This window comes from Streptomyces sp. CA-288835 (assembly GCF_050936385.1).
Lineage (GTDB): Bacteria > Actinomycetota > Actinomycetes > Streptomycetales > Streptomycetaceae > Streptomyces.
Genome location: NZ_JBNJMW010000001.1, coordinates 517819 through 541979 on the forward strand (window position 1 = coordinate 517819; position 24161 = coordinate 541979).

At 68.6% G+C, this 24161-nt stretch carries 19 protein-coding genes; 7 read left to right on the top strand and 12 right to left on the bottom strand.

Translation table 11 applies throughout. From position 1 onward, the window contains the following. The first annotated feature begins 11 nt into the window (after positions 1-11). From ACQEVY_RS02540 to ACQEVY_RS02550, 3 genes are read left to right on the top strand one after another with little or no spacing between them, the layout of a single operon-like run. The gene (locus ACQEVY_RS02540) at positions 12-1214 is read left to right on the top strand and encodes an acyl-CoA dehydrogenase family protein (protein ID WP_432944326.1); all 1203 of its coding nucleotides are present in this window, start codon (positions 12-14) and stop codon (positions 1212-1214) included. After that, positions 1211-2281 carry a phosphotransferase family protein gene (locus ACQEVY_RS02545; RefSeq protein WP_432944328.1) on the top strand — a complete coding sequence of 357 codons (1071 nt, stop codon included), beginning with the start codon at positions 1211-1213 and terminating at the stop codon, positions 2279-2281. Before ACQEVY_RS02540 ends, ACQEVY_RS02545 begins: the two co-directional genes overlap by 4 nt. Positions 2282-2315: 34 nt before the next feature. Next, the gene (locus ACQEVY_RS02550) at positions 2316-3068 is read left to right on the top strand and encodes an SDR family NAD(P)-dependent oxidoreductase (RefSeq protein WP_432955031.1); all 753 of its coding nucleotides are present in this window, start codon (positions 2316-2318) and stop codon (positions 3066-3068) included. Between the two features lie 19 nt (positions 3069-3087). On the opposite strand, the gene ACQEVY_RS02555 is transcribed toward ACQEVY_RS02550, so the two are convergent. Beyond that, positions 3088-4389, bottom strand: coding sequence for an MFS transporter (locus ACQEVY_RS02555; RefSeq protein WP_432944330.1), 1302 nt, complete (start codon positions 4387-4389; stop codon positions 3088-3090). 322 nt (positions 4390-4711) lie between these two features. After that, the gene (locus tag ACQEVY_RS02560) at positions 4712-6775 is read right to left on the bottom strand and encodes a SpoIIE family protein phosphatase (RefSeq protein WP_432944332.1); all 2064 of its coding nucleotides are present in this window, start codon (positions 6773-6775) and stop codon (positions 4712-4714) included. A gap of 618 nt (positions 6776-7393) precedes the next feature. On the opposite strand from ACQEVY_RS02560, the gene ACQEVY_RS02565 reads away from it, so the two are divergent. Beyond that, on the top strand, positions 7394-9157 hold the full coding sequence (locus ACQEVY_RS02565) for a hydroxysqualene dehydroxylase (protein WP_432944334.1): 1764 nt from the start codon (positions 7394-7396) through the stop codon (positions 9155-9157). A 649-nt stretch (positions 9158-9806) separates the two neighbouring features. On the opposite strand, the gene ACQEVY_RS02570 is transcribed toward ACQEVY_RS02565, so the two are convergent. The 6 genes from ACQEVY_RS02570 to ACQEVY_RS02595 form a co-directional block, all read right to left on the bottom strand. Further along, complete coding sequence (locus tag ACQEVY_RS02570) at positions 9807-10022, bottom strand: alpha/beta fold hydrolase (RefSeq protein ID WP_432944336.1); 216 nt, start codon at positions 10020-10022, stop codon at positions 9807-9809. A 152-nt stretch (positions 10023-10174) separates the two neighbouring features. Continuing rightward, a complete protein-coding gene (locus ACQEVY_RS02575) occupies positions 10175-12211 on the bottom strand; it encodes a right-handed parallel beta-helix repeat-containing protein (protein WP_432944338.1) in 2037 nt (678 codons plus the stop codon). A gap of 40 nt (positions 12212-12251) precedes the next feature. Continuing rightward, complete coding sequence (locus tag ACQEVY_RS02580; RefSeq protein WP_432944340.1) at positions 12252-13487, bottom strand: mandelate racemase/muconate lactonizing enzyme family protein; 1236 nt, start codon at positions 13485-13487, stop codon at positions 12252-12254. 1 nt (position 13488) lies between these two features. Then, positions 13489-14316 (bottom strand): carbohydrate ABC transporter permease, encoded by an 828-nt coding sequence (locus ACQEVY_RS02585; protein ID WP_432944342.1) that lies wholly within the window; start codon positions 14314-14316, stop codon positions 13489-13491. Beyond that, positions 14316-15203: a carbohydrate ABC transporter permease gene (locus tag ACQEVY_RS02590; protein ID WP_432944344.1), complete on the bottom strand. Its 888-nt coding sequence runs from the start codon at positions 15201-15203 to the stop codon at positions 14316-14318. Before ACQEVY_RS02590 ends, ACQEVY_RS02585 begins: the two co-directional genes overlap by 1 nt. A gap of 103 nt (positions 15204-15306) precedes the next feature. After that, positions 15307-16572: an ABC transporter substrate-binding protein gene (locus tag ACQEVY_RS02595; protein WP_432944346.1), complete on the bottom strand. Its 1266-nt coding sequence runs from the start codon at positions 16570-16572 to the stop codon at positions 15307-15309. 145 nt (positions 16573-16717) lie between these two features. On the opposite strand from ACQEVY_RS02595, the gene ACQEVY_RS02600 reads away from it, so the two are divergent. Continuing rightward, positions 16718-17488, top strand: a complete 771-nt coding sequence (locus ACQEVY_RS02600) for a FadR/GntR family transcriptional regulator (protein ID WP_432944348.1) — start codon at positions 16718-16720, stop codon at positions 17486-17488. 151 nt (positions 17489-17639) lie between these two features. Here ACQEVY_RS02600 and ACQEVY_RS02605 read toward each other — a convergent pair whose 3' ends face one another. Next, the gene (locus tag ACQEVY_RS02605) at positions 17640-18062 is read right to left on the bottom strand and encodes a YjbQ family protein (protein WP_432944350.1); all 423 of its coding nucleotides are present in this window, start codon (positions 18060-18062) and stop codon (positions 17640-17642) included. Between the two features lie 120 nt (positions 18063-18182). On the opposite strand from ACQEVY_RS02605, the gene ACQEVY_RS02610 reads away from it, so the two are divergent. After that, the gene (locus ACQEVY_RS02610) at positions 18183-19277 is read left to right on the top strand and encodes an NAD(P)-binding domain-containing protein (RefSeq protein WP_432944352.1); all 1095 of its coding nucleotides are present in this window, start codon (positions 18183-18185) and stop codon (positions 19275-19277) included. A gap of 18 nt (positions 19278-19295) precedes the next feature. Here the strand turns inward: ACQEVY_RS02610 and mltG are convergent, their stop codons facing one another. Together mltG and ACQEVY_RS02620 are read right to left on the bottom strand one after the other, a co-directional pair. After that, a complete protein-coding gene (mltG, locus tag ACQEVY_RS02615) occupies positions 19296-20129 on the bottom strand; it encodes an endolytic transglycosylase MltG (protein WP_432944354.1) in 834 nt (277 codons plus the stop codon). Between the two features lie 43 nt (positions 20130-20172). Further along, the gene (locus tag ACQEVY_RS02620; RefSeq protein WP_432944356.1) at positions 20173-21972 is read right to left on the bottom strand and encodes an ABC transporter ATP-binding protein; all 1800 of its coding nucleotides are present in this window, start codon (positions 21970-21972) and stop codon (positions 20173-20175) included. A 94-nt stretch (positions 21973-22066) separates the two neighbouring features. On the opposite strand from ACQEVY_RS02620, the gene ACQEVY_RS02625 reads away from it, so the two are divergent. Continuing rightward, the gene (locus ACQEVY_RS02625; protein ID WP_328766443.1) at positions 22067-22516 is read left to right on the top strand and encodes a MarR family winged helix-turn-helix transcriptional regulator; all 450 of its coding nucleotides are present in this window, start codon (positions 22067-22069) and stop codon (positions 22514-22516) included. 65 nt (positions 22517-22581) lie between these two features. On the opposite strand, the gene ACQEVY_RS02630 is transcribed toward ACQEVY_RS02625, so the two are convergent. Next, positions 22582-24042, bottom strand: coding sequence for a cation:dicarboxylate symporter family transporter (locus ACQEVY_RS02630; RefSeq protein WP_432944359.1), 1461 nt, complete (start codon positions 24040-24042; stop codon positions 22582-22584). Positions 24043-24161: the final 119 nt, after the last annotated feature.

Sequence of the window (24161 nt, forward strand, 5' to 3'; positions counted from 1 at the left end):
AGAGGGGCCGTATGGCCATCGAGTTCGACATCGACCGGGACGTCGCCGACATCGCGCGGCGGACCGCCGACTTCGTCCGTGACACCGTTCTTCCGGCGGAGGAGGAGTGCCACGGGGACGTGCACGCGGGTCCCGAACCCCTGCGGCGCGGGCTGCAGGAGGCGGCCCGCGCGGCGGGGGTGTTCGCTCCCCATGTCCCGCAGCGGTGGGGAGGGCTCGGTCTGGATCTGCGGGGTCAGGCGGTCGTCTTCGAAGCGGCGGGATATTCGCTGCTGGGCCCGCTGGCCCTGAACTGCGCGGCGCCCGACGAGGGCAACATGCATCTGCTCGAAGTGGTCGCGACCGAGGAGCAGAAAGCTCGCTTCCTCGCTCCCCTGGCTGCCGGAGAGACCCGGTCGTGCTTCGCGATGACCGAGCCCTCCCCCGGCGCCGGCTCCGACCCGCGGGCACTGGCCACCACGGCGGTACGGGTCCCGGGCGGATGGCGGATCAACGGCCGCAAGTGGTTCATCAGCGGCGCGGACGGGGCGGCGTTCGCCATCTGTATGGCGCGCACCAGCGGTGAGCCCGGCGACCCGGGCGGGGCGACCATGTTCCTGATCGGCGCCGACAATCCGGGCATGAAGGTGGTCAGGAACATCGGCACCCTGGACCGGGCCCTGTTCGCCGGTCACAGCGAACTCGCCTTCGACGACTGCGAGGTGACCGACGACGCGGTGCTCGGCGAGGCCGACAAGGGATTCGAGTACGCGCAGGTGCGTCTCGGGCCGGCCCGGCTGACGCACTGCATGCGGTGGCTCGGGGTGGCCCGCCGGGCGCAGGACATCGCCCTGGACCGGGCCGCCACACGTACGGCCTTCGGCGGGCCGCTGGCCGAACTGGGCATGGTGCAGCAGCAGTTGGCCGACTCGGAGATCGACATCGAGACGAGCCGGGCGGTGCTCTGGCGGGCCTGCTGGGAACTCGACCAGGGCAGGCCCGGCGCCCAGCACACCTCCATCGCGAAGACCTTCGTGTCCGAGGCCGTGGGCCGGGTCGTGGACCGCGCGGTGCAGATCTGCGGGGCGCTCGGCATCTCGGAGGACGCGCCGCTGGCCTCCCTTTACCGGGAGGTCCGGCCGTTCCGCGTCTATGACGGGCCGTCGGAGACCCACCGGTGGGCCATCGCCAAGCGCGCGGTCCGGGCCGCCCGGGAGCAAGGGGGTGTGCGATGACGGCGTCAGCTCCCGGGAACGCCCCCGGCGACGCCACCGTGGCCGGGGTGGACCTGCCCGCGCTGCGGCGCTTCTTCGAGCGCGAAGTCCCGCAGTGCTCCGGCCCCCTGGACATCCGCCTGCTGCTCGGCGGGCGGTCCAATCTCACGTACCTCGTGACCGACGGCACCCACCGCTGGGTGCTGCGCAGACCACCGCTTGGCACGCTCACCCCGACCGCGCACGACATGGACCGCGAGTACCGCGTCATGGACGCGCTCGCCGCCACCGACGTCCCGGTACCGCGGACCGTGCTCTCCTGCACGGACGAGTCGGTGATCGGCGCGCCGTTCACCGTCGTCTCCTACGTCGACGGCGAAGTGCTGCGGGACGGTGATCAGGCGGCCGGACTGTCCGCCGACGACGCGAGGCGGTGCTCCGAAGCGCTGGTCGACCAACTGGCCGCGCTCCACGCCCTCGATCCGTACGAGATCGGGCTGGGCGGATTCGGCCGCCCGGCCGGATACCTGGAGCGGCAGGTACGGCGATGGCGCGGCCAGTGGGACCGCGTCGCCACCCGCAAACTGCCCGAACTGGACGCGCTGCACGGGAAGTTGGAGCGCGGACTGCCCTTGGTGCAGGACGACGGTGCCGCTCCGGCGGTCCTGCACGGGGACTACCGGCTGGACAACGTCATCCTGAGCGCCGACGACCCGCGGCGGATCGCCGCGATCGTCGACTGGGAGATGGCCGCACTGGGCGATCCACTCGCCGACCTCGGCCTGCTCCTCGTGTACTGGGATCCCGCGTGCGAGCCGGTCCTCGGCGGACGGCACGTCCCGGCGGCCAACCCGGGCTTCCTCTCCGCCGCGGAGCTGGCGGACCGGTACGCGGCGCGGTCCGGCCGCGATGTGTCCGCGCTGCCGTTCCACCGGGCCCTCGGCTACTTCAAGCTGGCGGTCATCGCGGAGGGCATCCACGCCCGCCATCTCGCCGGGCGCACGGTCGGCCCTGGCTTCGACCGGGTCGGCTCTGCGGTGCCCACACTGCTGCGCTCCGGTCTGTCGATCGATGTACCGCGCAACTGATGTGCCGCGTACGTGAGAAGGGGTGTGAGCAGTGGTGAGGGAAGACCGGCTCTCGGGAAAGGTGGCGCTGGTGACCGGCGCCACCGGAGGCATCGGCGAGGCGATCGCGCGACGGCTGGCGGCCGAGGGTGCGACCGTCGTGGTCACCGATCTCGACGCGGACAAGTGCGAGAAGCTCGCCGGGGAACTCCCGGACGGCGCCCTGGGGTTGCGCCTGGACGTCACCGACGAGACGGCCTGGGAAACGGTCGTCGCCCGGGTGACCGACCGTCTGGGAAGCCTGTCGGTGCTGGTCAACAACGCGGGCATCGCCGCGATGGGCACGGTGGAGACCGAGACCCGCGAGACCTGGGACCGGGTGATCGGGGTGACGCAGACCGGGGTGTGGCTCGGCATGAAGCACGGCGGTCCGGCCATCGAGCGCTCCGGCGGCGGCTCCATCGTCAACATCGCCTCGATCTTCGGTACGGTCGGCGGCTTCGGCGCCCAGTTCTCGTACCACGCGGCCAAGGGCGCCGTACGGCTGATGACCAAGAACGCGGCGTTGCACTGGGGCGGGCGCGGTGTACGGGTCAACTCGCTGCACCCCGGTTTCATCGAGACGCCCCTGTCGCGGGAACTGTGGCAGGGCACGCCACGGCTCACCGCGATGATCGAGGGCACCCCGCTCGGCCGGCTGGGCACGACCGAGGAGGTGGCGGGCGCCGTGGCGTTCCTCGCCTCGGACGACGCGGGCTTCATGACCGGCTCGGAGCTGTACGTCGACGGAGGCTGGACCGCACGCTGAACCGCTGAAGCGGCCCGCGTCATACGTCCTTGCGGACGGTGAGCAGGGCGCCGATTCCGATCAGGCAGACCAGCATGACGAAGAACGCCGGGGAGAGCAGGATCCCGGTGCGCTGGACCAGGAAGGTTGCGATGTACGGAGCTGTGCCGCCCGCGAGCACGGTGCCGATGTTGTACCCGATGGCCATCCCGGTGTAGCGGACCCGGCGTTCGAACAGATGCGGCCACAAGCTGGCCGCCGGAACCTGCACGAACGCGCTGCTCAGCATGAAGAGCATGTAGGCCAGCCCGGCCAAGGCCAGACTGCCCCGGCCCATGAGCATCATCGCGGGATAGGCCGTCACGAGGAATCCCAGCATCCCGAACAGCAGGACTCGACGGGAGCCGAACCGGCCGGAGAGCCATCCGGCCGGGACCATGAGCAGCACGGTGCCGAGCACGACGCCCGCACTCAGCCAGAGGACCTGCGTGGAGTCGTACCCCAGATCGTTGGTGAGATAGATGCCGATATACGTCAGGCCGAGGAAGATGGCGCCGCCCTGCGCCATGGACAGTCCGATGGACTGCAGCAGCGCCGCGCGATGGGTGGACAGGACCTCCCGGATCGGAGCCGTGGGGATGTCGGCGCGACGTGCGGCCTCCTCGAACTCCGGGGTGTCCTCAATCCGCAGCCGCGCCCACAGGCAGAACAGCGTCAGCGGCACGGCCATCAGGAAGGGCAGCCGCCAGCCCCAGTCGGCCATCTGGTCCTTGGTGGCGAGCGCGGAGATCACCCCGGCCGTGGCAGCGGCGAACATGAACCCGAGGTTGGACCCGATGGGCGTGACGGCACCGAGGAAGGCCCTGCGACTGGGCGGCGCCGACTCGTAGATGTAGGTGTAGGCGCCGACCGACTCGCCGCCCGTCGAGATGCCCTGCACCAGCCGGGTGAGGAGGAGCAGCACGGCGGCGGCCACACCGATCTGACTGTAGGTCGGCAGCAGTCCGGTGATGCTGCTGGCCACTCCCATGCACAGCACCGAGGACACCAGCGCCTTGCGACGCCCCCATCGGTCACCCAGCCACCCGAAGAAGACGCCGCCGACCGGCCGCACCACGAGGCCGGTGGCGAACACCGCGAGCGCCGCCAGAAGCGAGGCCGCCGGATCGTCGCTCGGGAAGAACTGAGGAGCGATCACTACGGCGAGATAGCCGTAGACACTGAAGTCGTAGTACTCGATCAGGGTGCCCAGACTCCCGGCGAGCATCGCGCGGCGCACGGTACGCGGTTCGTACGCCGCTGACTCCTCCCCTGATTTGGCGGGCTGCTGAGTGGCACTCATCCTCCGGCTCTCCTTCCCACGGCACGGTCCCGTACCTTGCCGACGCCCGGGACGGTACAGAACTGAACTCAGTACAGCTAGCCCTGATACACGGGTTTTCTTGATAAGCGGAGACAGAAAGCCGAAGTGGAGACAATGCGCGTGGGCAGGGAATGTGAGAATTTGGCCCTGAACAGGCCATTACCTTGGGCGTCGTCACCGAAGCGCCGGGACATGGTCACCACATCTGCACGGTATGACTACCGAGCACTTGAATTGGATTCAGTTTACTGCGATGTCGCCACGGCGGCTCGAGCAGTGCCACCACCGCCGCCGATGTGAATCAACTCCTGCGCCGGGCGAGGAGCAGCGCCACATCGTCATCCGGCTCTCGGCTCAGCGCGCCGAGCAGCATGTCGCAGGTCTCTTCCAGGGGGAGGTGGGTGTCGTCCAGCAGGCGTAGCAGGGTCTGCAGTCCTGCGTCGATGGGCGTTGCGTGGCTTTCCACCAGGCCGTCCGTGAACAGTGCGAGCAGTGTGCCTTCGGCGAGTTCCCACTCGTCGGCGCTGAACGGCACTCCACCCACCCCGAGTGGCACGCCTCCGGCGATGTCCAGGAATGCGGCTTTCCCGTCCGGGTCCACCAGTACTGGCGGCAGGTGGCCCGCGCGGGAGACTTCGCATCGGCTGCGCCCTGGGTCGCAGACGACATAGAGGCAGGTGGCCAGCGTGTCGGAGTCGCCGAGGGAGGCGGCGATGTCGTCGAGGTGGTGCAGCAGCTCGGCCGGAGGGAGGTCGAGTCGGGCGAGGGCGCGGGTGGCCGTGCGGAGCTGTCCCATGATCGCTGCGGCGTGTACGCCCTTGCCCATCACGTCGCCGACGACCAGGCCGACCTTGCCGTCTTTGAGGGGCAGCACGTCGAACCAGTCCCCACCCACTTCGCTGATCGCAGGCAGATAGCGGGAGGCGACCTCGATGCCGCCCTGGGGCACTGGCTCCTGGGAGAGCAGGCTGCGCTGAAGGGTGAGCGCGGTGGCCCGTTCGCGCCCGTACACCCGGGCGTTGTCGATACAGATGGCGGCGCGTGCGGCCAGCTCGGTGGCGAGTGTGAGGTCCTGGTCGTCGAACGGCCGGGGGTTCACTGTGCGGCACAGGCTGAGAGTGCCCAGTACCTCGCCGCGGGCCATCAGCGGAGTGGCTAGATAGGAGTGGACGCCGGCCTGCCGCAGGGCCTCGGCGGCGGAGTGGTCCCTGGCGATACGCCGTAGCGCCGTGTTGTTCACGTGTTGCAGCAGGATCGGCCGCGCCTCTCGTACGCACTGGGTGATCACCCGTGACGAGCTGTACGACGCCGGCTCGCCGACTGGACCCGCGGCCTTGATCGCATCGGTGGGATGGCCGGCCTTGAAGGCGAGCGCCCGGAGGTCGAGGGAGTCGTCCGCCCGCACTGCGGCCGCGCCGCCAGGGTGGACCACCGAGTCGAGCACGTCGACGGTCGCGAGGTCGGCAAGCTCCGGAACAGCCACGTCCGCGAGTTCAGATGCCGTCTGGCGAAGGTCCAGCGTGGTGCCAATGCGGACGCTGGCGTCGGCTATGACCGCCAGGCGCTCCCGCGCTTTGGCAACCTCGGCCGCCGCCCGCTGTCGCTCGGAGACATCGAGTACCGCCATCGCCAGGCCCAGCACACGCCCGTTCGGGTCCTCGATCCGGCGATAGGACTCGGAGTAGGCGTGATCGTCACTGTCCGCGACCGTGCGGCCGATCGTCTGCTGATCCAGCAGTGGCTCACCGGTCTCAAGGACCTGCCGCATCCGCGACTCGATGGCCTGAACGTCGAGTGCCGGCAGCACCTCGCCGACGCGGCGGCCCAGCACGGCCTCCTCGGGGACGCCGTTGATGCGTTCCAGTGACGGATTGACACCCACCCACCTCAGATCGGTGTCGAACACCGCGATACCCACCGGCGACTGGTCGACCAGAATGTGGGACAGGGCCAGGTCCCGCTCCACGTTCCGTACGGTCTCGGCGTCGGCGCCCAGGCCCAGGGCATGAATGTCACCGCGTGCATCGCGCAGCTGCATGGTGCGGAACTCCACCCACCGCGACGAGCCGTCCTTGTGCCGCATGGGAAAGACTCCCGCCCAGCGCGCCCCGGTGCGCACGCGCTCGAACAGCTCGCGAGCCCGGGACCGGTTCTCCGAGGCCACCAGCAGCGCGCCCGCGTCCCGGCCCAGTGCTTCTGCGGCGGAGAAGCCGAGCAGCGACTCGGCCTCGGGACTCCACAGCGCGATCCGGCCGTCGCTCCCCAGGACGAGGGCTGCCACTCGCAGCAGATCGAGCAGCCCACCAGGCGCAGCACTGACACAGTCCTGCCAGCCGTTCCCGGTCCGGGTCTCTCGCTCAGGCATACCGGACGCTCCTTCCGGCGGCAGCGCGATCCCTGGGCCCGTGCCGCCGGGCTCCCTGTCAGTCTTACCTCTACCCCCGGGACACCGCACGCCAGGCCAACTGCGCCGCGCGGGTCGGCCCGGTCTCACGTGGAGGACCGGAAGCGGGGCGGACATCGCGGGGTGGCGGCAGGGCTCCGGCGAGGGCGGTCAGCAGGACGGCTCCGGTTCGGGTTCTGGCCAGGGACGTGGGCGGGGGACGTCCGTCTGCCGCTCCTGTCAGGCAGGGCCCCGGGTCTAGGCGCCTTGCCCAGCCGCGCCCCCTGGTACCCCGGCCGTCGACTGATTCATCGGGCCAGGCAGCAGTCCCCGACTTCGTGCCCGCGGGAGTGCGGTAGAAGAGGCAGCAGCTGGGGCGGCGGAAGGTCAGGTCGGGCCCGGTGAGGTGGCCGATGCCGGCCAGGCGTCCGGTGCTTCCTGGTCCAACTTGTGACCAGCAAGGCCTTCACACGCCGTGGCGTGTCGCCGAAGTGATGCGGCATCAAGCCAAAGTGACCCAAGCTTCGTCGGTCGCCTTCCGAGATTGGTGCGTCACTCATATCCTCGTGCGCCAATGGTTACCGATGGTAAGGGGTAGGCATGGGCGGCACCACACGCAGAGGGTTCCTGGGCACAGCCGCGGCCGCCGGCGGCGGGGTCGCCCTCGGAACGCCCCAGCGGGCCGCGGCCCGGAACGGCGCCGTCCCACAGACCGTGGCCGTACTGGGCGGGGGCGTCGCCGGGCTCACGGCCGCGCACGAACTCGCCGAACGCGGCTTCCGCGTCACGGTCTACGAACGCAAGGCGCTGGGCGGCAAGGCCCGCAGCATGGACGTACCGGGCACCGGCACGGGCGGCCGCGGACCGCTGCCCGGGGAGCACGGCTTCCGCTTCATCCCCGGCATATACCACAACCTGCCCGACACCATGCGGCGCATCCCCTTCCCCGGCAACACCAACGGTGTCCACGACAACCTCGTCGCCCCCAAGGAGATGCTGTTCGCCCGGTCGGGCGGCCGCGAGGACATCCGGATCCCGCTTCCCTGGCCCGGCAACACCCCGGCCGAACTCACCCCCGACGAGATCCGCCGCGCCCTCACCTCGGTTCTGGACACCGCCTTCAACCTCCCCCTCCACGAGGCCCTCTACTTCGCCAACCGCTTTCTTGTCTTCCTCACCAGCTGCGACGAACGCCGCGACGACGCCTGGGAGCAGATGCCGTGGTGGGAGTTCGTACGGGCCGGACGGATGTCGTACGACTACCAGCGGATCCTCGCCGTTGGCATCACCCGCAACATCGTGGCCACCAAGGCGGAAGAGGCCAGCACCCGTACGGTCGCCACCCTGCTGGAGGCCTTCGCCTTCAACCTCCTCGGGCGGGGCGCGGACGGACCGCTGGACCGGATCCTCAACGCGCCCACCAACGAAGCCTGGATCGACCCCTGGGTGACGTACCTGAAGTCACTCGGGGTCGAGTTCCACATCGGCTGGACCGTACGGGACCTGACTCTGGACGCGGGCCGGATCGCCGGGGCTGTCATGGTGGACCCGGGGGGTGCCCGCCGGACCGTCACCGCCGACCACTACATTTCGGCCATGCCGGTCGAGCACGCCCGCCGCACCTGGAACTCCGACGTGCGCGCCGCCGACCCCCAACTGGCCGAGTGCGACCGGCTGGAGACGGACTGGATGACCGGCATCCAGTTCTATCTGACCGAACGTACACCGATCCTGCACGGCCACCTCGACCTCATCGACTCCCCCTGGTCGCTGACCGCGATCGCCCAGGCGCAGCACTGGCCGGGCCACGACTTCCCCGCCGACTTCGGGGACGGCACGGTCGCGGACTGCCTGTCCGTGGACGTCTCCGAGTGGGACCAGCCGGGCATCCTGTACGGCAAGACGGCCAAGCAGTGCACCCGCACCGAAGTCGCCCGCGAGGTGTGGGCGCAGTTGAAGGCGGCACTCAACGACACCGGCCGTACGGTCCTGAAGGACTCCGTACTGCACTCCTGGTTCCTCGATCCCGCCGTGGACGGACTCGGCACTCCGAACCCGGTCAACGAGGAACAGCTGCTCATCCATCCGACGGGGACCTTCCACCACCGCCCGCGGTCGGCCACGAAGATCCCCAACCTCTTCCTGTCCGGCGACTATGTGGCCGTGCCCATCGATCTGGCCACCATGGAAGGCGCCAATACCTCGGCCCGGCAGGCCGTCAACGCCCTGCTGGACGGGATCGGTTCGGTCGCCGAGCGATGCACCGTCACCCCGCTGTACCGGGCCCCCGAGTTCGAGGCGCTCAAACGCCACGACCGCACCCGTTACCTCCTCCGACTGCCGAATCTCTTCGACGTCGGTTGACAGCATTGCTGAACCCGTCCCCCGGCGACGGGGAAGGACCACGAACCGCGACGGAGGACGGCCAAGAGAAGGGGAGCGTGACAATGGCGGCGTCGGGGTCGCCTCTATGCCCAGCGCCTGTGTCGGTACACCGGCAGGCCGCCCTGAAAGCCATCAAACGGCTGGAGCTGCGGAGTCGCCCGGTTGTCAACGCACGGTCCCTTCATGCGTACCACCAGCAGACCAAGAACCTGCTGGCGTGCCCCCTCCGCGTAGCCCAACTTCCGCAGTCACTCAGCGTGCCTACAGCAGCGCGCCCGACGGACTGACTACCTCTTTGCAGGCGTCCGTAAGACGGGCCCACTTGGGGAGAATCTGGGGAGCATGGCGGCGTTGGGGAGAACCGACTGCGTCACCCGGCACAAACCTCAAAGACACTCAAAGAAGCATCCGCGCAGGTCGGGGACGCAGAAACCACATAACACCAGGTCAACACCACGTGGTGGACAACTTCGAGAAGAGCTCCAGCTGGGCGGCGATTCTGTTCGCTCCGACGCTCGTGGGGACGATCAACCAGCACAGCGCCCCCGCTCGGTCAGCCGCAGCAGACAGCCTAGATCTGAAACGAGAAACGACACATGTGGCGAACCACGAACTCAAGAACAGCTCACTAGGCGAACCGCTCGGCGTACTCCACCTTCTTGTGCCTGTCGTCCTCGCCCCAGATCAGCAACTTGGGCGTCGTAAACCGCCTCAGTGCGGGAACGAGATCAAGGGTGCAGCGGCGGTCGGCAGCGCCCGCCAGGGCCAGCCAGGAGCGGCAGGCTCGCGCATCGGCCCACGGGTCCACGTAGTCCGCGATCCGATCGCGCCACCCGATCCGCAAGGGCCGGGGCGAAGACCCGGCTGCGCCCACTCGTCCCGGTGCGTGCGCGGATGCGGCGAGAGGGCGCGGCCGGGTGTCGTCCGCCTGTGACGGTGAGGGTGACGGTGATCAACAACGGTCAGGTCACCATGTCGACATGGTCGTCGGCACCCTCATTCTTCGGTGCGGCCACGCTTCGTGTCGGCCGCGCCCGCGTTGGACATGATCTCTCGCGCCTCTGCGGGGATGTTGTCGCTGGTGAAGATGGTGTTGTTCCGTACGACGTTGCCGCGCTGGCCGTCGACGAGGCCGGTGATGTTGGGGTTGGTCGCGTAGTTTCCGATCAGGGTCTGATCGCCGGTGAGGTTGCTGTTCTGGTTGTTGGCGTGCGCCCACTGACTCGCGGTGTTCAGGAAGACGTTGCGGTTCGCGGTCATGTAGCGGGATCCCTCGTCGAAGTACAGGCCGAGCTGCCCGCTCTTCTCGCAGAAGTTCTCCTTGATGGTGCCCTTGGGGTTGGCGGAGAGCGTGTAGATGCAGCCGGCGTCGAACAGCGTGTGTACGACGTTGCTCACGTGGTTGCCCACCACGTCCAGGTCCGTCAGGGTCGTGGGCGTGTCGTAGATCGGCTGGAAGTCGTACAGTCCGCGGGCGATGTACTCAGGGCTGCCGCCCGGATCGTTGGCACCCCATCCGTAGCCGATCCCGATGCCGCTGTACGGCATGTCGGAGACGTCGTTGTGCTCGATGGTCAGCCGGGTGGCGTAGCTGGCGAAGATGCCGTCCTGGTCTAGGTACTCCAGCGCCGTGGAGAAGATGCGGTTGTTGCCGATCAGGATGTCGCGGTTGATCATGCGCTCGTCCGACGGGTGGTGCGCGTCGGGACGCACTCCGCCGACCACGATGCCGCCGCCGGCGCTCGCGGTGAACGTGTTGCCCGTGACGGAGATGTTCTGTGCGCCCAATCCGACGCCGGTGGCGTGTGCGTTGGCGTCGTTGCCGATGCCGAGCCCGACGGAGCCGAGGTTGACGAAGCGGTTGTCGGCGAAGGTGATGTCATGCGCCGCCGATACCTGCACGGCCGCGGGCGCCTGTGCCCAGTTGTTGCGTGCACCCTCAAATCCCTTGCAGCCGACGGCACATGACGTGAAGGCATCGGCGGGCCGATGGGGCTGCACGCCGGTGATGAACGCGCCCGTCTGCTGGTTGGCGTATCCGTTGGGCGAGCTGGGGTGCAGCCACGTGGTGCCCGTGAAGGTCATCTTCTGGAACCGGAGGTCATGGGCCGGCTCGTCGTCGGTGCCACCGACCTCGAGCAGCGTTTCCATGCGCGGCAGCTCGACCTGTGCGCTCTCCAGGTCCTGTCCCTTGAGCGGCTTGTAGTACAGCGTGCCGGCCGTCGTGTCCAGGTACCACTCTCCGGCCTCGTCGAGGAAGCTCTTGGAGTTCAGCAGCCACAACTTCGGCGTCCGGAACGGGGACTGGATGGTGTCGTATCCGTAGGTGTTGTTGTCCCAGGCGGGTTGCTGCATCACGACCCTGGAGCCGGAGATGCTCTCCACGGGCGCGAAGCGGTTGGTGAACGACAGCATCGCCTGGAGTTCGATGCGCTTCTGGTTCGGCAGCGTGGCCAGGTGATCCAGGTCCGGCTTGTCGAGCGTGAAGCCGGTCGGGTTGAGCGAGATGTCGGACCGGTTCAGCGCGAGGCGCGCGCGCTGTGCCGGGACGCCGTCGACGTAGAGCTGACGGGTATCGAAGCCGGTGCCGACCTGTGCCTTGTAGATGCCCTTGTCCGGGTCGTCGAGTTCCCAGTCGGTGACCGGGTCCGCGCCGCTCACCACCGGCTTCGCTCCGGGCGCGGCCTTCCAGGTCACCGTGTGCCCGCGGCGGCCGGAGTCGGCTGCGCCGAAGCGCAGCGGCGAGGTGAGCCGGTGGGTCCCGCCCAGGAGGTTCACGGTGACGTCGCCGTCGCCTCGGGCAGCGAGGACCCGTGCCCGGCGCTGCGCCTCCGCCAGGGTCTTCAACGGCCGTTTGACCGTGCCTGGCCCGTGGTCGCTGGCGCGCGGAGCGCCGGTGGGAGCGACGACGAGTCTGTATCCCTTTGGAGCGGCGTGTGCGTCGGAGGGCAGGGCGGCGAGCAGTCCGGCGGCCAGGGTCGCGGCGGTCGCCACGACGGACGTTCTTGTGGGCCGTGCGAGGAGCGAGTGCATGGCTACGTCCTTTTCTTCGCGGTGGGGTGGTCCGGGCCGGTCAGGGTCCGGCGGTGCGCGGCACTTCGTTGACGGGGTGCGGTACGAGGAACCGGGGAGGACCGGGGTGGTGCTGCTGCGGGCCGGTGTGGCGGTCGGCTGCTGTGAGCAGTCGTCGTCCTGCGTGATCGGGCCGGATGCCGGGACCTTCGGGTGCAGCGGTGTGCTGACGCCCTGACGCCGTTATCGCTTCCTCGTCGACCTCGATGCCCAGGCCCGGCGCGTGGCCGAGGACGAAGGCACCGTCCTCGACGTGCAGGTCGAGGGAGAGGCCGAGGGGCGGCTGGAGGTTCTGCAGCTCGGCGGCGATGAGGTTGGGCACGGACGTCGCGGCGTGCAGGAGCGCTACGGGAGTGTCGCCGATCGGGCTGACGGGCAGGTCGTGGGCGTGAGCCAGGGCGGCGACCCGAAGAAAGTGGGTCACGCCCCAGACCGCCGCCGACTGGACGATGTCGACCGCGTCCCGGGCCAGCAGCGGCCGGTACTGTTCAAGGCCGCTGAGGTTCTCCCCGCTGGCGACGGAAGCCCGGATTCCCCGTCCGACGGCAGCCATTCCTTCGGCGTCCCAGCGCCGGACGGGTTCCTCGACCCAGGTGAGGTCGAGTGTGCGTTCCAGTTCCCCGACGTGACGGACCGCCTGCTTGCGGGTCCAGGTCTCGTTCGCGTCCAGCATCAGGGCCGGTCGCGCCCCCCGTCCGGCCTCGGTCAGGACCTCCCGTACGAGGGTCAACCGGTCGCGGTCCCGCTCGACGTCCAGACCGCCCTTGAGCTTGGCTGCCCGCAGGCCGTGCTCGGCGTAGGTCTGGTAGACGTGGGCCAGTTCGTCGTCGCTGAGGGCGATGTCGAGGGCCGATGCGTAGGCGGGGACTCTCCGGTCGCCTCCCCCCAGAAGGCGCCACAGAGGTTCGCCCGCTGCTTTCGCCTTGATGTCCCACAGGGCGGTGTCGAGGGCACCGATGGTTCCGAAGAGGGCTCCGGCGTGGCCGGCCTTGAAGGTGTGCCGCAGCATGCGGTCGTAAAGCGCGGTCACGCACCGCGGGTCCTCGCCGTCGATGGCGGAGAAGACGGCGTCCACCTCTATGTGAGGTCCCAGTCCGACGCCGGTGATGCCCGCGTCGGTGTCCACCAGGATGATCGGGACCGGAGTGACCCCGTCGGCGTAGACGCCGTTGGCGTCACCGATGGGCCGACCCCATTCGTGGACGGTCGTGAGAGTGCGAAACCCGGTTATCCGCATGTCAGCCCTTCGTGGCACCGGCGGTGATCCCGTCGGCGATCTGGCGCTGGAAGAAGAGGTAGAGCACGAGGACCGGCAGTGCGGCGATCAGCACCCCGGAGGCGAAGGTGGGGATGTCGTCGGAGTACTGACCGCGCAGTGACGTGACTCCGACCATGAGGGTGCGATGTTCGGGGGACGGCATCATCAGCAGGGAGATGAGCACGTCGTTCCAGCAGAACAGGGCGTTGAGGATGCCGACCGACAGCAGAGCCGGGCGGCCGATCGGCAGCATGATCCGCCGGTAGACGCCGTACGTCGTGTTCCCGTCGATCCTGGCCGCGTCCATGATCTCGCCCGGGATCCCGGAGTAGTAGCTCGTCATCAGGAAGATCGTGAACGGGAGGAACTGCGCGACGTAGGCGAGGATCAGCCCGGGATAGGTGTCCATGAGGCCGCTGTCCGCCATGACCCGCGCAAGCGGGACCATGATCACCTGGAACGGGATGAACAGCGCCGCGAGAAAGCACAGGAACAGGGCCCGTGAGCCCCGGAACCGCAGCTGGCTCAGCGCGAAGCCGGCCATCGAGCCGATCAGCAGCAGGAGGACGACAGCGGACGCCACCACGATGACGGAGTTGGCGAAGTACCGCCCCAGGCCGACACTCGTCCATGCCGTGGCGATGTTGTCCCAGGACAGGGAATTCGTCAGGGAGAACCGGTCGAGGATGTAGTCGTGCCGGGTCTTCATGGCGACGTTGGCGGTGAACACCAGAGGGTAGATCGTCGCCACTGCCAGGGCGGCCATCGGGACGGCGACCGCCCACACACGCAGGCGCACGCGGCGCATCAGTGCTCCCTTCCCGCGCGGCGGAGCAGCGCGATCTGCGCGAGCCCCACCACGAGCATCAGGAGAAAGAGAACCGTCGAGGCGGCCGAGGCGAGCGCCGGCCGGTTCATCTCCCCCTGCTGGACCCAGATGTAGTACTCGGGCAGATAGGTGGCCCCCTCCGGGCCGCCGCTGGTCATCACGTAGAGCAGGCCGAACATGGATGTCAGCATCCCGATCATGGTGGTGACGAAGACGAACTGAATGGTGCGGGACAGGCCCGGGACGATCACGTGCCAGATCACCTGAGGCAGCGACGCGCCGTCGACCCGGGCGGCGTCGAGGAGTGAGGCGTCCAGGGTGGAGAACCCGGCGAGGAAGACGACCAGGGCCATACCGAACGTCGCCCAGACGTGAACGCCGACCACCGTGAACATGGCGAGGTCCGGATCGCCGAGCCAGTCGACGGGGTCGATGGCGGTGTTCCCGAGAGCCGCGTTGAGCGGGCCGTCGAAGGCCAGCAGCAGGTTGAAGATCGCGCCGACGAGCACCGGAGAGAGCACGGCCGGAAAGAAGTAGACGCTGCGGTAGATCCGGTGCCCGGGCACGCGCAGATAGATGAACGTCGCGAGCAGGCCGGGAATCGCCACCGCCACCGGAAGCAGCAGCACGAGCAGTCCGACGTTCTGCAGGGCTGTGCGAAAGAGCGGGTCCCGGAACAGTTCCGCGTAGTTGTCCAGGCCCACCGCGGTTCCGTCGCGCTCGCCGTCGCCGGTGAAGGAGAAGTTGACGCCCATGAGCAGCGGGACCAGGCGGAACGCCACGACGATCGCGATGGCCGGGGCCAGCAGGACGTAGGGCGCGAGGCGTTCGGCCCGCTGCCCACTGATGCGCCGCGGTGCATGCACCCCGGGATCCGTACGGCGCGTGCGCTGCCCTGCCTGCGTCTTGTCGATTCGCCCGGTATCAGCCGGGCGGACCGACGAGGGCGAACCCCGGAGCGGCACGGGTTCAGCCCTTCTGGTCGGAGTCGGCCAGCTTCTGCAAGGCGTCGTCGACGCTGGTCGATCCGCTCAGGATCTGCTGGGACAGCCTCCCCATCAGATCCAGCGTCTTCGAGGACAGCGCGACGTGCAGGGCGGGCTTGCCGGTTTTGATCTCCGACACGATCGTGGTGAGGGCCTGGCCGCCGCCCGACACGTCAAGGGTGCTGTCGGATGCGACCGCGCCGGCGTCGGCGTAGAACGCCTTGAGAGCGTCCTTCGACGTCAGGGAGCGCACCAGGTCCGCGGCCAGTTTCGGCTTCTTCGTCCACTCGGCGACCCCGTAGCCGATACCGCCGTCGTACGGAAGGGCGGGGTCGGCTTCGGAGTTGACGAGCGGAGCCCGCATCACGCCGATGTCGTCCGGGTTCAGGAACTCGCTGAAGTCCTTCCAGTGGCCCACGTCCGACATGAGCCCCACGATGTGGGCAGCCTCACCGGACTGGAAGCGGGCGAAGGCGTCGTTGAACAGCGCGGTCGAGTTGGCCCCGTCGTTGTTCAGGCCGGCGTCCTCGGCCTCCTTCCAGAGCTCGAAGATCTGTCGCACATGGGGTGAGTTCCAGTCCCGTTTCCCGGCGATCCAGTCGTCGTACTCCTGCGGTGTGAGGACGCCCGGCCCCAGTCCCGAGAGGAAGAACTGGATGCCGATGCCCTCCTTGTTCCCGAGGGAGAGACAACTGGCCTTGGTCTTCTCGGCGATGGCCTTGCAGTCGTCGAGGAACTCCGGCCACGTCGTCGCCGGCTGTTCGGGGTCGAGACCGGCGTCCTTGTAGAGGGCCTTGTTGTAGTAGACCGGATGCCCCTGCAACGTCACCGGCGCGGCATAGACCTTGCCCTGCGCGGTGAAGGCCTCCCAACCCGCCAGCCGTTTCCTGTCCTTGGCCACGTAGTCGTCGAGGGGCAGGAGGGCGTCCGTACGGTCGCGTATCTCACCGCCGCCGTTGAAGAGCATGACGTCGGGGCCCTTGCCGGACTGAATGGCCGTGCCCAGCAACGTGTAGTACTGGTCGAACGGCTGGGCGACGAACTCCACCTTCACATCCGGGTGCTTCTCGGCGAAGTCGGCTTTCGCCTGCTTGATGTAGGAGGCGGCCGACTCCTCGCCGGACTTCCAGTCCCAGACCACGAGCTTGTCGTCCGCGTTGTCGGAAGAGGAGCCGGATCCCGCGCTGCCGCAGCCGGACAGCGTCATCGCCGCGACCAGGACGGCCGCCCACAGTGCTCGCCGCTTCATGCCGATCACTCTCCGTTGCCTTGCGGGGACTCTCCGCCCGCCGATGATCCGGAAACGTAACTCGTATGACGTATGACGTCAATGGTTGTCGCGTATGATGGCGCCTCGAGTCGCCCGCGTGGTCGCGGGACCACCGGAGGAAGCCATGACGGCAACGCAGCCAGCAGCCGAGAGCAGTTCGGCGCCTCCCGCCTGGGCACGACGGCCGACCAACCTTGCGAAGGCGGTCACGGCTGAGTTGGTGGGGCGCATCGTTCGCGGGGAGCACCCGCCGGGGACGCCGCTTCCGCCCGAGCCCGCTCTCTGCGAGGCCTTCGCGGTGAGCCGGACCGTCATCCGGGAAGCCGTGAAGATCCTGCAGGAGAAGGGACTGGTGCAGGTCCGCCAGGGGGCCGGCACCATGGTGACCGCCCCGGCGAAGTGGAACATGCTCGACGAGCACGTCCTGGCGGCGAGCATCGACCAGGACGAGAGTCTGCAGCTCCTCGACGACCTCGTGGTCACACGGCGGCTGTTGGAGTCCGACATGGCGCACGTCGCCGCCCGGCTGGCCACTCAGGACGTCGTGGATCAGCTGCGCACACTGGTGGACCGCATGGACGAACTCGTGGACGACCACGTCACATACGCGGAGCACGACCGCGCCTTCCACGACGTCATCATGCAGGCGTCGGGAAACCGCATCGCCCGTGGGGTGATACGCGCACTGGAGAGCCAAGTCGTCAACACCGCGCGGTACATGGGCCGGCCCGAGCGCGCCATGTGCATCGCGTCCAACCACGGCCATCGCCGCGTGTACGAGCGCATCGCCGCCCACGACCCGAGCGGTGCGGCCGAGGCGATGTTCACCCACATCACCGAAGCCTGGCTCGTCCGCCGCAGCGCGCCGGGCGACCCGGTGCGGCTGGACCGTTAGCGGGCGGCACCGGCGGCACCGCGTTGCAGGCGCCGCCGGTGGCGCCCGGCCTCATCCGCGGGCCGGGCGCCCGGTTCCTGGTGGCAGCCTGTCCATGTCGAGGCTCAGGAAGCGGCGGGGCATGAGGCCTGCAGTCGCCACACCCCGGCCCTCAGCCAAGGAACGACAACCGAACCTGCCTGTCTGGATTGTCGCGGTTCGTATCGACCAGGCACACCGACTGCCAAGTCCCCAACGCAAGGCGGCCGCCCAGCACCGGCAGCGTGGCATGCGGAGGTACGAGCCCGGGGAGTACGTGGTCGCGGCCGTGGCCGGGGCTTCCGTGGCGGTGCTGCCAGCGGTCGTCGGCGGGGAGCAGGGCGCGGAGGGCGGCGAGGAGGTCGTCATCGCTGCCCGCTCCGGTTTCGATGATCGCGACTCCGGCGGTGGCGTGGGGTACGAAGATGTTCAGCAGGCCGTCACGGTCGCCCGCCGCCTCCCCGAGGAAGGCCTCGCATTCGTGGGTGAGGTCGACGATCCTCTCCGTGGAGCCGGTGGCGACGTTCAGTACGCGGGTGGTGAAGGCATCGGACATGGGTCAATCCTGGCGCATCAGTTCCGTGCCACCCCATGCCCGTACGTCCGATCTGGCTGGAGTCTGTCGCGAGTGGGCGCCGACGGGAAGATCCCGCTCTCCGGTTGAGTTAGTAGAAGCGTGAACGAAATCGGGGTACAAGACGCGGCACGAGAGATCGATGTGGTCGTCATCGGCGCCGGGCAGGCCGGACTGTCCAGCGCCTATCACCTGCGGCGCACCGGCTTCGAGCCCGAGCGGGACTTCGTGGTGCTGGACCATGCGCCCCAACCGGGCGGCGCATGGCAGTTCCGGTGGCCCTCGCTCACGTACGGCAAGGTGCACGGGATGCATTCACTGCCCGGCATGGAACTGACGGACGCTGACCCGGCCCGCCCGTCCTCCGAGGTCATCGCGGAGTACTTCGACCATTACGAGCGAACCTTCGACCTGCGCGTACGGCGCCCCGTCGACGTGCGGGCCGTACGCGAGGGCGATGGCGGGCGCCTGCTCGTGGAGACCTCGGCGGGGACCTGGTCGACGCGGGCGCTGATCAATGCGACGGGTACCTGGGACCGGCCGTTCTGGCCCCGCTATCCGGGCCAGGAGACGTTCCGCGGGCGGCAGTTGCACACGGCTCAGTACCCCGGCCCCGAGGAGTTCGCCGGGCAGCGGGTCATCGTCGTGGGCGGCGGCGCCTCCGGCACCCAGCATCTGATGGAGATCGCGCCGTACGCGGCGGAGACCACGTGGGTGACGCGGCGACCGCCGGTCTTCCGCGAGGGACCCTTCGACGAGGGCACGGGGCGGTCCGCAGTCGCGCTCGTCGAGGAACGGGTCCGGAAGGGGCTTCCGCCCCAGAGCGTCGTATCGGTCACCGGGCTGCCGCTCAACGACACGATCCGCCAGGCGATCGACGACGGCGTGCTGCACCGGCTGCCGATGTTCGACCGGATCACTCCGGACGGCGTGGAATGGGACGACGGCCGTCGCGTGGACGCCGACGTCATCCTGTGGGCGACCGGTTTCCGCGCGGCGATCGACCATCTGGCACCCCTGCGGCTGCGTGAGCCGGGCGGTGGCATCCGAGTCGAGGGGACGCGTGCGGTCTCCGATCCGCGTATCCATCTGGTCGGGTACGGGCCGTCGGCCAGCACCATCGGCGCCAACCGTGCCGGGCGCTCGGCGGTACGGGACATCCGCCGGCTGCTGGCTCAGGTGCCGGTCGCCGCGTGAGTCTCCCCGAGCCGGGGCTCAGCGGGACGCGGACGCGCTCTGGCGGTTTCGGTTGAACTCAGCGACGTTCTTCTGGTGTTCGGCGTAGTCGGCCGTGAAGCGTGTGTCGCCCGGCTTGACCGTGACGAAGTACAGCCAGTCGCCCTGCGGCGGACTGACCGCGGCGCGCATCGCGTCCTCGCCGGGGTTGGCAATGGGCGTGGGTGGCAGGCCCATCCGCTGGTACGTGTTGTACGGGCTGTTGAGCTTTGTGTCGCGCTCGCTGGTGCGGAGCGTGCTGCGGTTCAGCGCGTAGTTGATCGTCGAGTCCATCTGGAGCGGCATACCGCGAACGAGGCGGTTATAGATGACGCGCGCCACCTTGCCCATGTCCGCCTTGGTGTCCGCCTCGGCCTGGACCATGCTCGCGACGGTGACGGTCTGATAGACGTTCATGGCGTTCTGCTCGGCCCCGGCGGTGACCGTACCGCCGCTGAACTTCTTGTTCGCCGTATGGACCATGTACGAGAGCAGGGACGCCGGAGTCGACTTCTCGTCGATCGGATATGTCGCCGGGAAGAGGTAGCCCTCGGGATTGCCGCTCGCGTCCTCGGGGAGCTTGAGACGGGCCTTGTCCAGGGACTTCTTGGTGGTGCCCGCGGGCAGGGCGAGGGCCGTGTCGACGGCCTTGTACACCTGGCGGGCACGCCAGCCCTCCGGGATCACCACGTGCTGGGGCCCCTCGGCTTCGTCCGTGCTCAGCAGCGGCACCGCCACGGCGGTGGCCGCTACGACGGCTCCGGTCGCGATGAGGGCGATCCGGCCTCGGCGCGTCAGTCGAATCGTTCTCCGTGGCGGGGTGTGGGTCTGCATGCGGGCACGCTAACCCGCATAAGGGTGTAAACCCGGCATATCTTCATCTTGTTGGCTCCAGTTGGGCGTCCCGGCGCACCAGTGCGGCGTAACGGCCCTCGTGCTCCAACAGCTCCTCGTGGGTGCCGCGTTCGACCGCGCGCCCGGCGTCCAGGACCACGATCTGGTCGGCGCCCCGAATGGTGGACAGCCGGTGGGCGATGGTGAGTGTGGTCCGGTTGGCCGAGAGGGCGTCGATGGCCTCCTGTACGGCGCGCTCGGTGCGGGTGTCCAGGGCGCTGGTCGCCTCGTCGAGGATCAGTACGGGCGGGTCGCGCAGGATGGTGCGGGCGATGGCGAGGCGCTGCTTCTCGCCGCCGGAGAAGCGGTGTCCGCGTTCCCCCACCATCGTGTCGTAGCCGTCGGGCAGGGACGCGATGTGGTCGTGGATCTGGGCGGCCTTCGCGGCGGCGTGCAGTTCTTCGTCGGTGGCGTCCGGCTTGGCGAAGCGCAGGTTGTCGGCGACGGAGGCGTGGAAGAGGTAGGTCTCCTGGGAGACGACGCCGACCGCGCGCGCGAGGGTGTCGAAGTCCAGGTCCCGTACGTCGACCCCGTCGAGCGTGACGCGGCCGCCGGTGACGTCGTACAGCCGTGGCACGAGATAGCTGAGCGTGGACTTTCCGGCGCCGGTGGCGCCGACGACGGCGAGGCTGCCGCCCGCGGGGACGGTGATGTCTATGCCGTCGAGTATCGGCGCGCTCTTGTCGTCATAGCGGAACTCGACGTCCTCGAAGCGGACTTCGCCCTTGATCTGGTCGAGGTGGACCGGGCGCTCGGGCTCGGTGATGTCGATGGGCAGGTCGAGGTACTCGAAGATGCGCTGGAACAGGGCGAGCGAGGCCTGGATCTGCACACCGGTGGAGAGCAGGCTGACGGTCGGCCGGAACAGGCCCTGCTGGAGCGAGACGAAGGCGACGAGCGTGCCGATGGAGACGGCGGGGCCGCCGAATTGCATGGCCAGCCCTGCGGTCCAGTAGATGACGGCGGGCATGGCGGCCATGACGATCGAGATGACGGCCATGCGCCAGCGTCCCGCCATGTTCGACCGCACTTCGAGGTCGACGAGACCCTCGGACTCGTCCGCGAAGGACCGGGTGAGCGAGTCGGAGCGGCCCATCGTGCGGCCGAGCAGGATGCCGCCGACGGACAGTGATTCGGTGACGGTGGCGGCCATCACGGCCATCTGTTTCTGACGTTGAGTGGTGATCTTCTTGCGTTCGTTGCCGACTCTGCGGCTGATCCAGACGAACAACGGCAGCAGGAGCAGCGAGACCACCGTCAGCCGCCAGTCCAGGGCGACCATCGCGACGATCGTGGCGATGACGCTGGTCAGGTTGGAGACCAGCGAGGTGGCCGTTGAGGTGACCGTGGCCTGCATGCCGCCGATGTCGTTCGCGATACGCGACTGGACCTCACCCGTGCGCGTTCTGGTGAAGAAGGCGAGCGACATGCGCTGCAGCCGGTCATAGACAGCGGTGCGCAGATCGTGCATGACGCGCTGCCCGACCGTCGTGGAGATGAGGGTCTGCAGCACGCCGAAGACGCTGGTGAGTACGGCGCTGAGGATCATCCCGAGCGCGAGCAGGCTCAGCAGGCCGGTGCGGCCCTGCGGGATCGCGGTGTCGAGGATCTCCTTCAGCATGAAGGGCGTGGCGACCGAGACCAGCGACGCGGCGCCGACGAGCAGGCCGACGACGGCGAGCCGGCCGCGGTAGGGATGGAAGAGCTTCAGGATGCGGCGCACCTGCCGCGGCTCTCCGGGCTTGGTAGGTGGCGGGGTCCAGGTGAGCGTGTCGGAAGGCATGGGCTCCTACGGGGTGTGGGACGAAGTCGACTGATGGAGCGTAGCTCATTGTTACCTATACTCACAATGCACAAGGTCCTGATATTGTTCCCGCATGAACACCCCCGACGCCGACGGCGTGCTCGCCGAGCAACTGCTGCGGTTGACCCGTCGTGTGCACCGCATCCAGAAGCGTCATCTTCAGGAGCGCGGGCTCGGTATCACCCCGGCCCAGTCACGGCTGCTGCGCACCCTCGCGCCCTACGCCTCGCCGCCGCGCATGGCCGATCTGGCCGAGCGTCTGGAGGTCGTGCCCCGGGCCGTGACGACGCTGGTCGACGGTCTGGAGGCTAGCGGCAAGGTGCGTCGCGTACCCGACCCGACCAATCGCCGGGTGATACGGATCGAGCTCACGGACGACGGACGCCGGGCACTGCGCGAGCTGCGCGGCGCGCGCCGGGCCGCGGCGGAGGACATCCTGGCTCCGCTGACGGACGAACAGCGCAAGGTACTGGGCGGGTTGCTGGACACACTGGTCGACGGGATGCCCGCGGTGGAGGACTGAACAGAGCATGGCCCGGCATGCGATGCACGCCGGGCCATGCTCTCTCAACTCACTTAGCCCGCGGGCTACTTGGCCGGTGCCTTGACCTCGGCGCCCTCGGGAGCGGTGCTCTCGACAGCGGCACCCTCGGGAGCCTCGCCTTCAGAGGAGGGCTTCCCCGTCCCCGACGCGCTCTCGGAAGCAGGCGCCTCCTTCTTCGGCGTGTTCTCGTCGGCCTCGTCTTCCTCCACGAACGCGATCTCACCGTCGAGCATCTTCTTGGCCCGCTCCGTGTCGAGCGCCCCCTCCCACTTCGACACCGCGAACACGGCGACGCAGTTGCCGAGCAGGTTGGTGACGACGCGCATCGAGTCCATGATGCGGTCGACGCCGAGCAGCAGGGCCACAGCCCCGGCGGGTATGGCGCCGAGCGAGGATGCGGTCGCCGACAGGGCGAGGAAGGCCGAACCGGGGATGCCGGCCATGCCCTTGCTGGTCAGCATGAGGACCAGGACCACGGTGATCTGCTGGCTCAGGCTGAGGTCCACGCCGACGGCCTGCGCGATGAACAGCGTGCCGATGGAGAGATAGATGGAGGCGCCGTCGAGGTTGAACGAGTAGCCGGTGGGCAGCACCAGGCCCACGGCGTCGTCGCGGGCGCCCGCCTGCCGCAGCTTCTGCATCATGCGCGGCAGGACGGATTCGCTGGAGGCGGTACCGAGCGCGAGCAGCATCTCCTCGCGCGTGTAGCGCACGAACTTCCACAGGCTGAGCCCGGTGACCAGCTTCAGCGCGACGGAGAGCAGTACGAGGAAGATCGCGGCCACGGCGTAGCAGAGGATGATGAGCTTGCCGTACGTCTTCATCACCCCGAGGCCGTACTCCCCCACCAGGTGGACCATCGCGCCGAACACGGCGAGCGGCGCCAGCTTCATCACGAAGCCGACGATCGCGAAGATGACCTCCTGGGCCTGCTCGATGGCGGGCAGGATCTTGGGAACCTTGGTGTGGCCGAGGTGCAGCAGCGCGGCACCGACGAGGCAGGCCAGCACCAGTACCTGAAGCAGCGAGTTCTCCGCGAACGCGCCGATCGCGCTCTGCGGCAGCGCTTCCAGGATGAACTCGGTGGTCGACGGCAGTGAACCGCCGGCGGTCTTGTCGTCGACCGCCGAGGTGTCGAGCTGCGAGGGGTCGACGTTCATGCCGGAGCCGGGGGCAACGACATTGGCGGCGATCAGGCCGATGAGCAAGGCGGCCGTGGACGCGACCTCGAACCAGATCAGGGCCTTGAGCCCGATCCGCCCGAAGGCCTTCAGATTGCCGGCCTTGGCGATGCCGACGACGACCACGCAGAACACCAGCGGCGAGATCACCGTCTTGATGAGCCGGATGAAACCGTCGCCGAGCGGCTGGAAGGTTGTGGCCGTGTCGGGCCACAACCTTCCGACGATGATTCCGAGCACCAGGGCGACGGCGACCTGGGCGAACAATGAGGTACGCAGTATGCGTGCGACGCGTCGCGTAGGGGACGGTACAGACGGCGGCACGGGCACTCCTCCGAATGAGACTTCTGGGATGCGGAAAAGCGCTTCCGCGTCGATCACTATCGGGGGAGTTTGCTACCGCCGACAACACCCGTGTCACGTCCATGTAAATGATGGAGGGT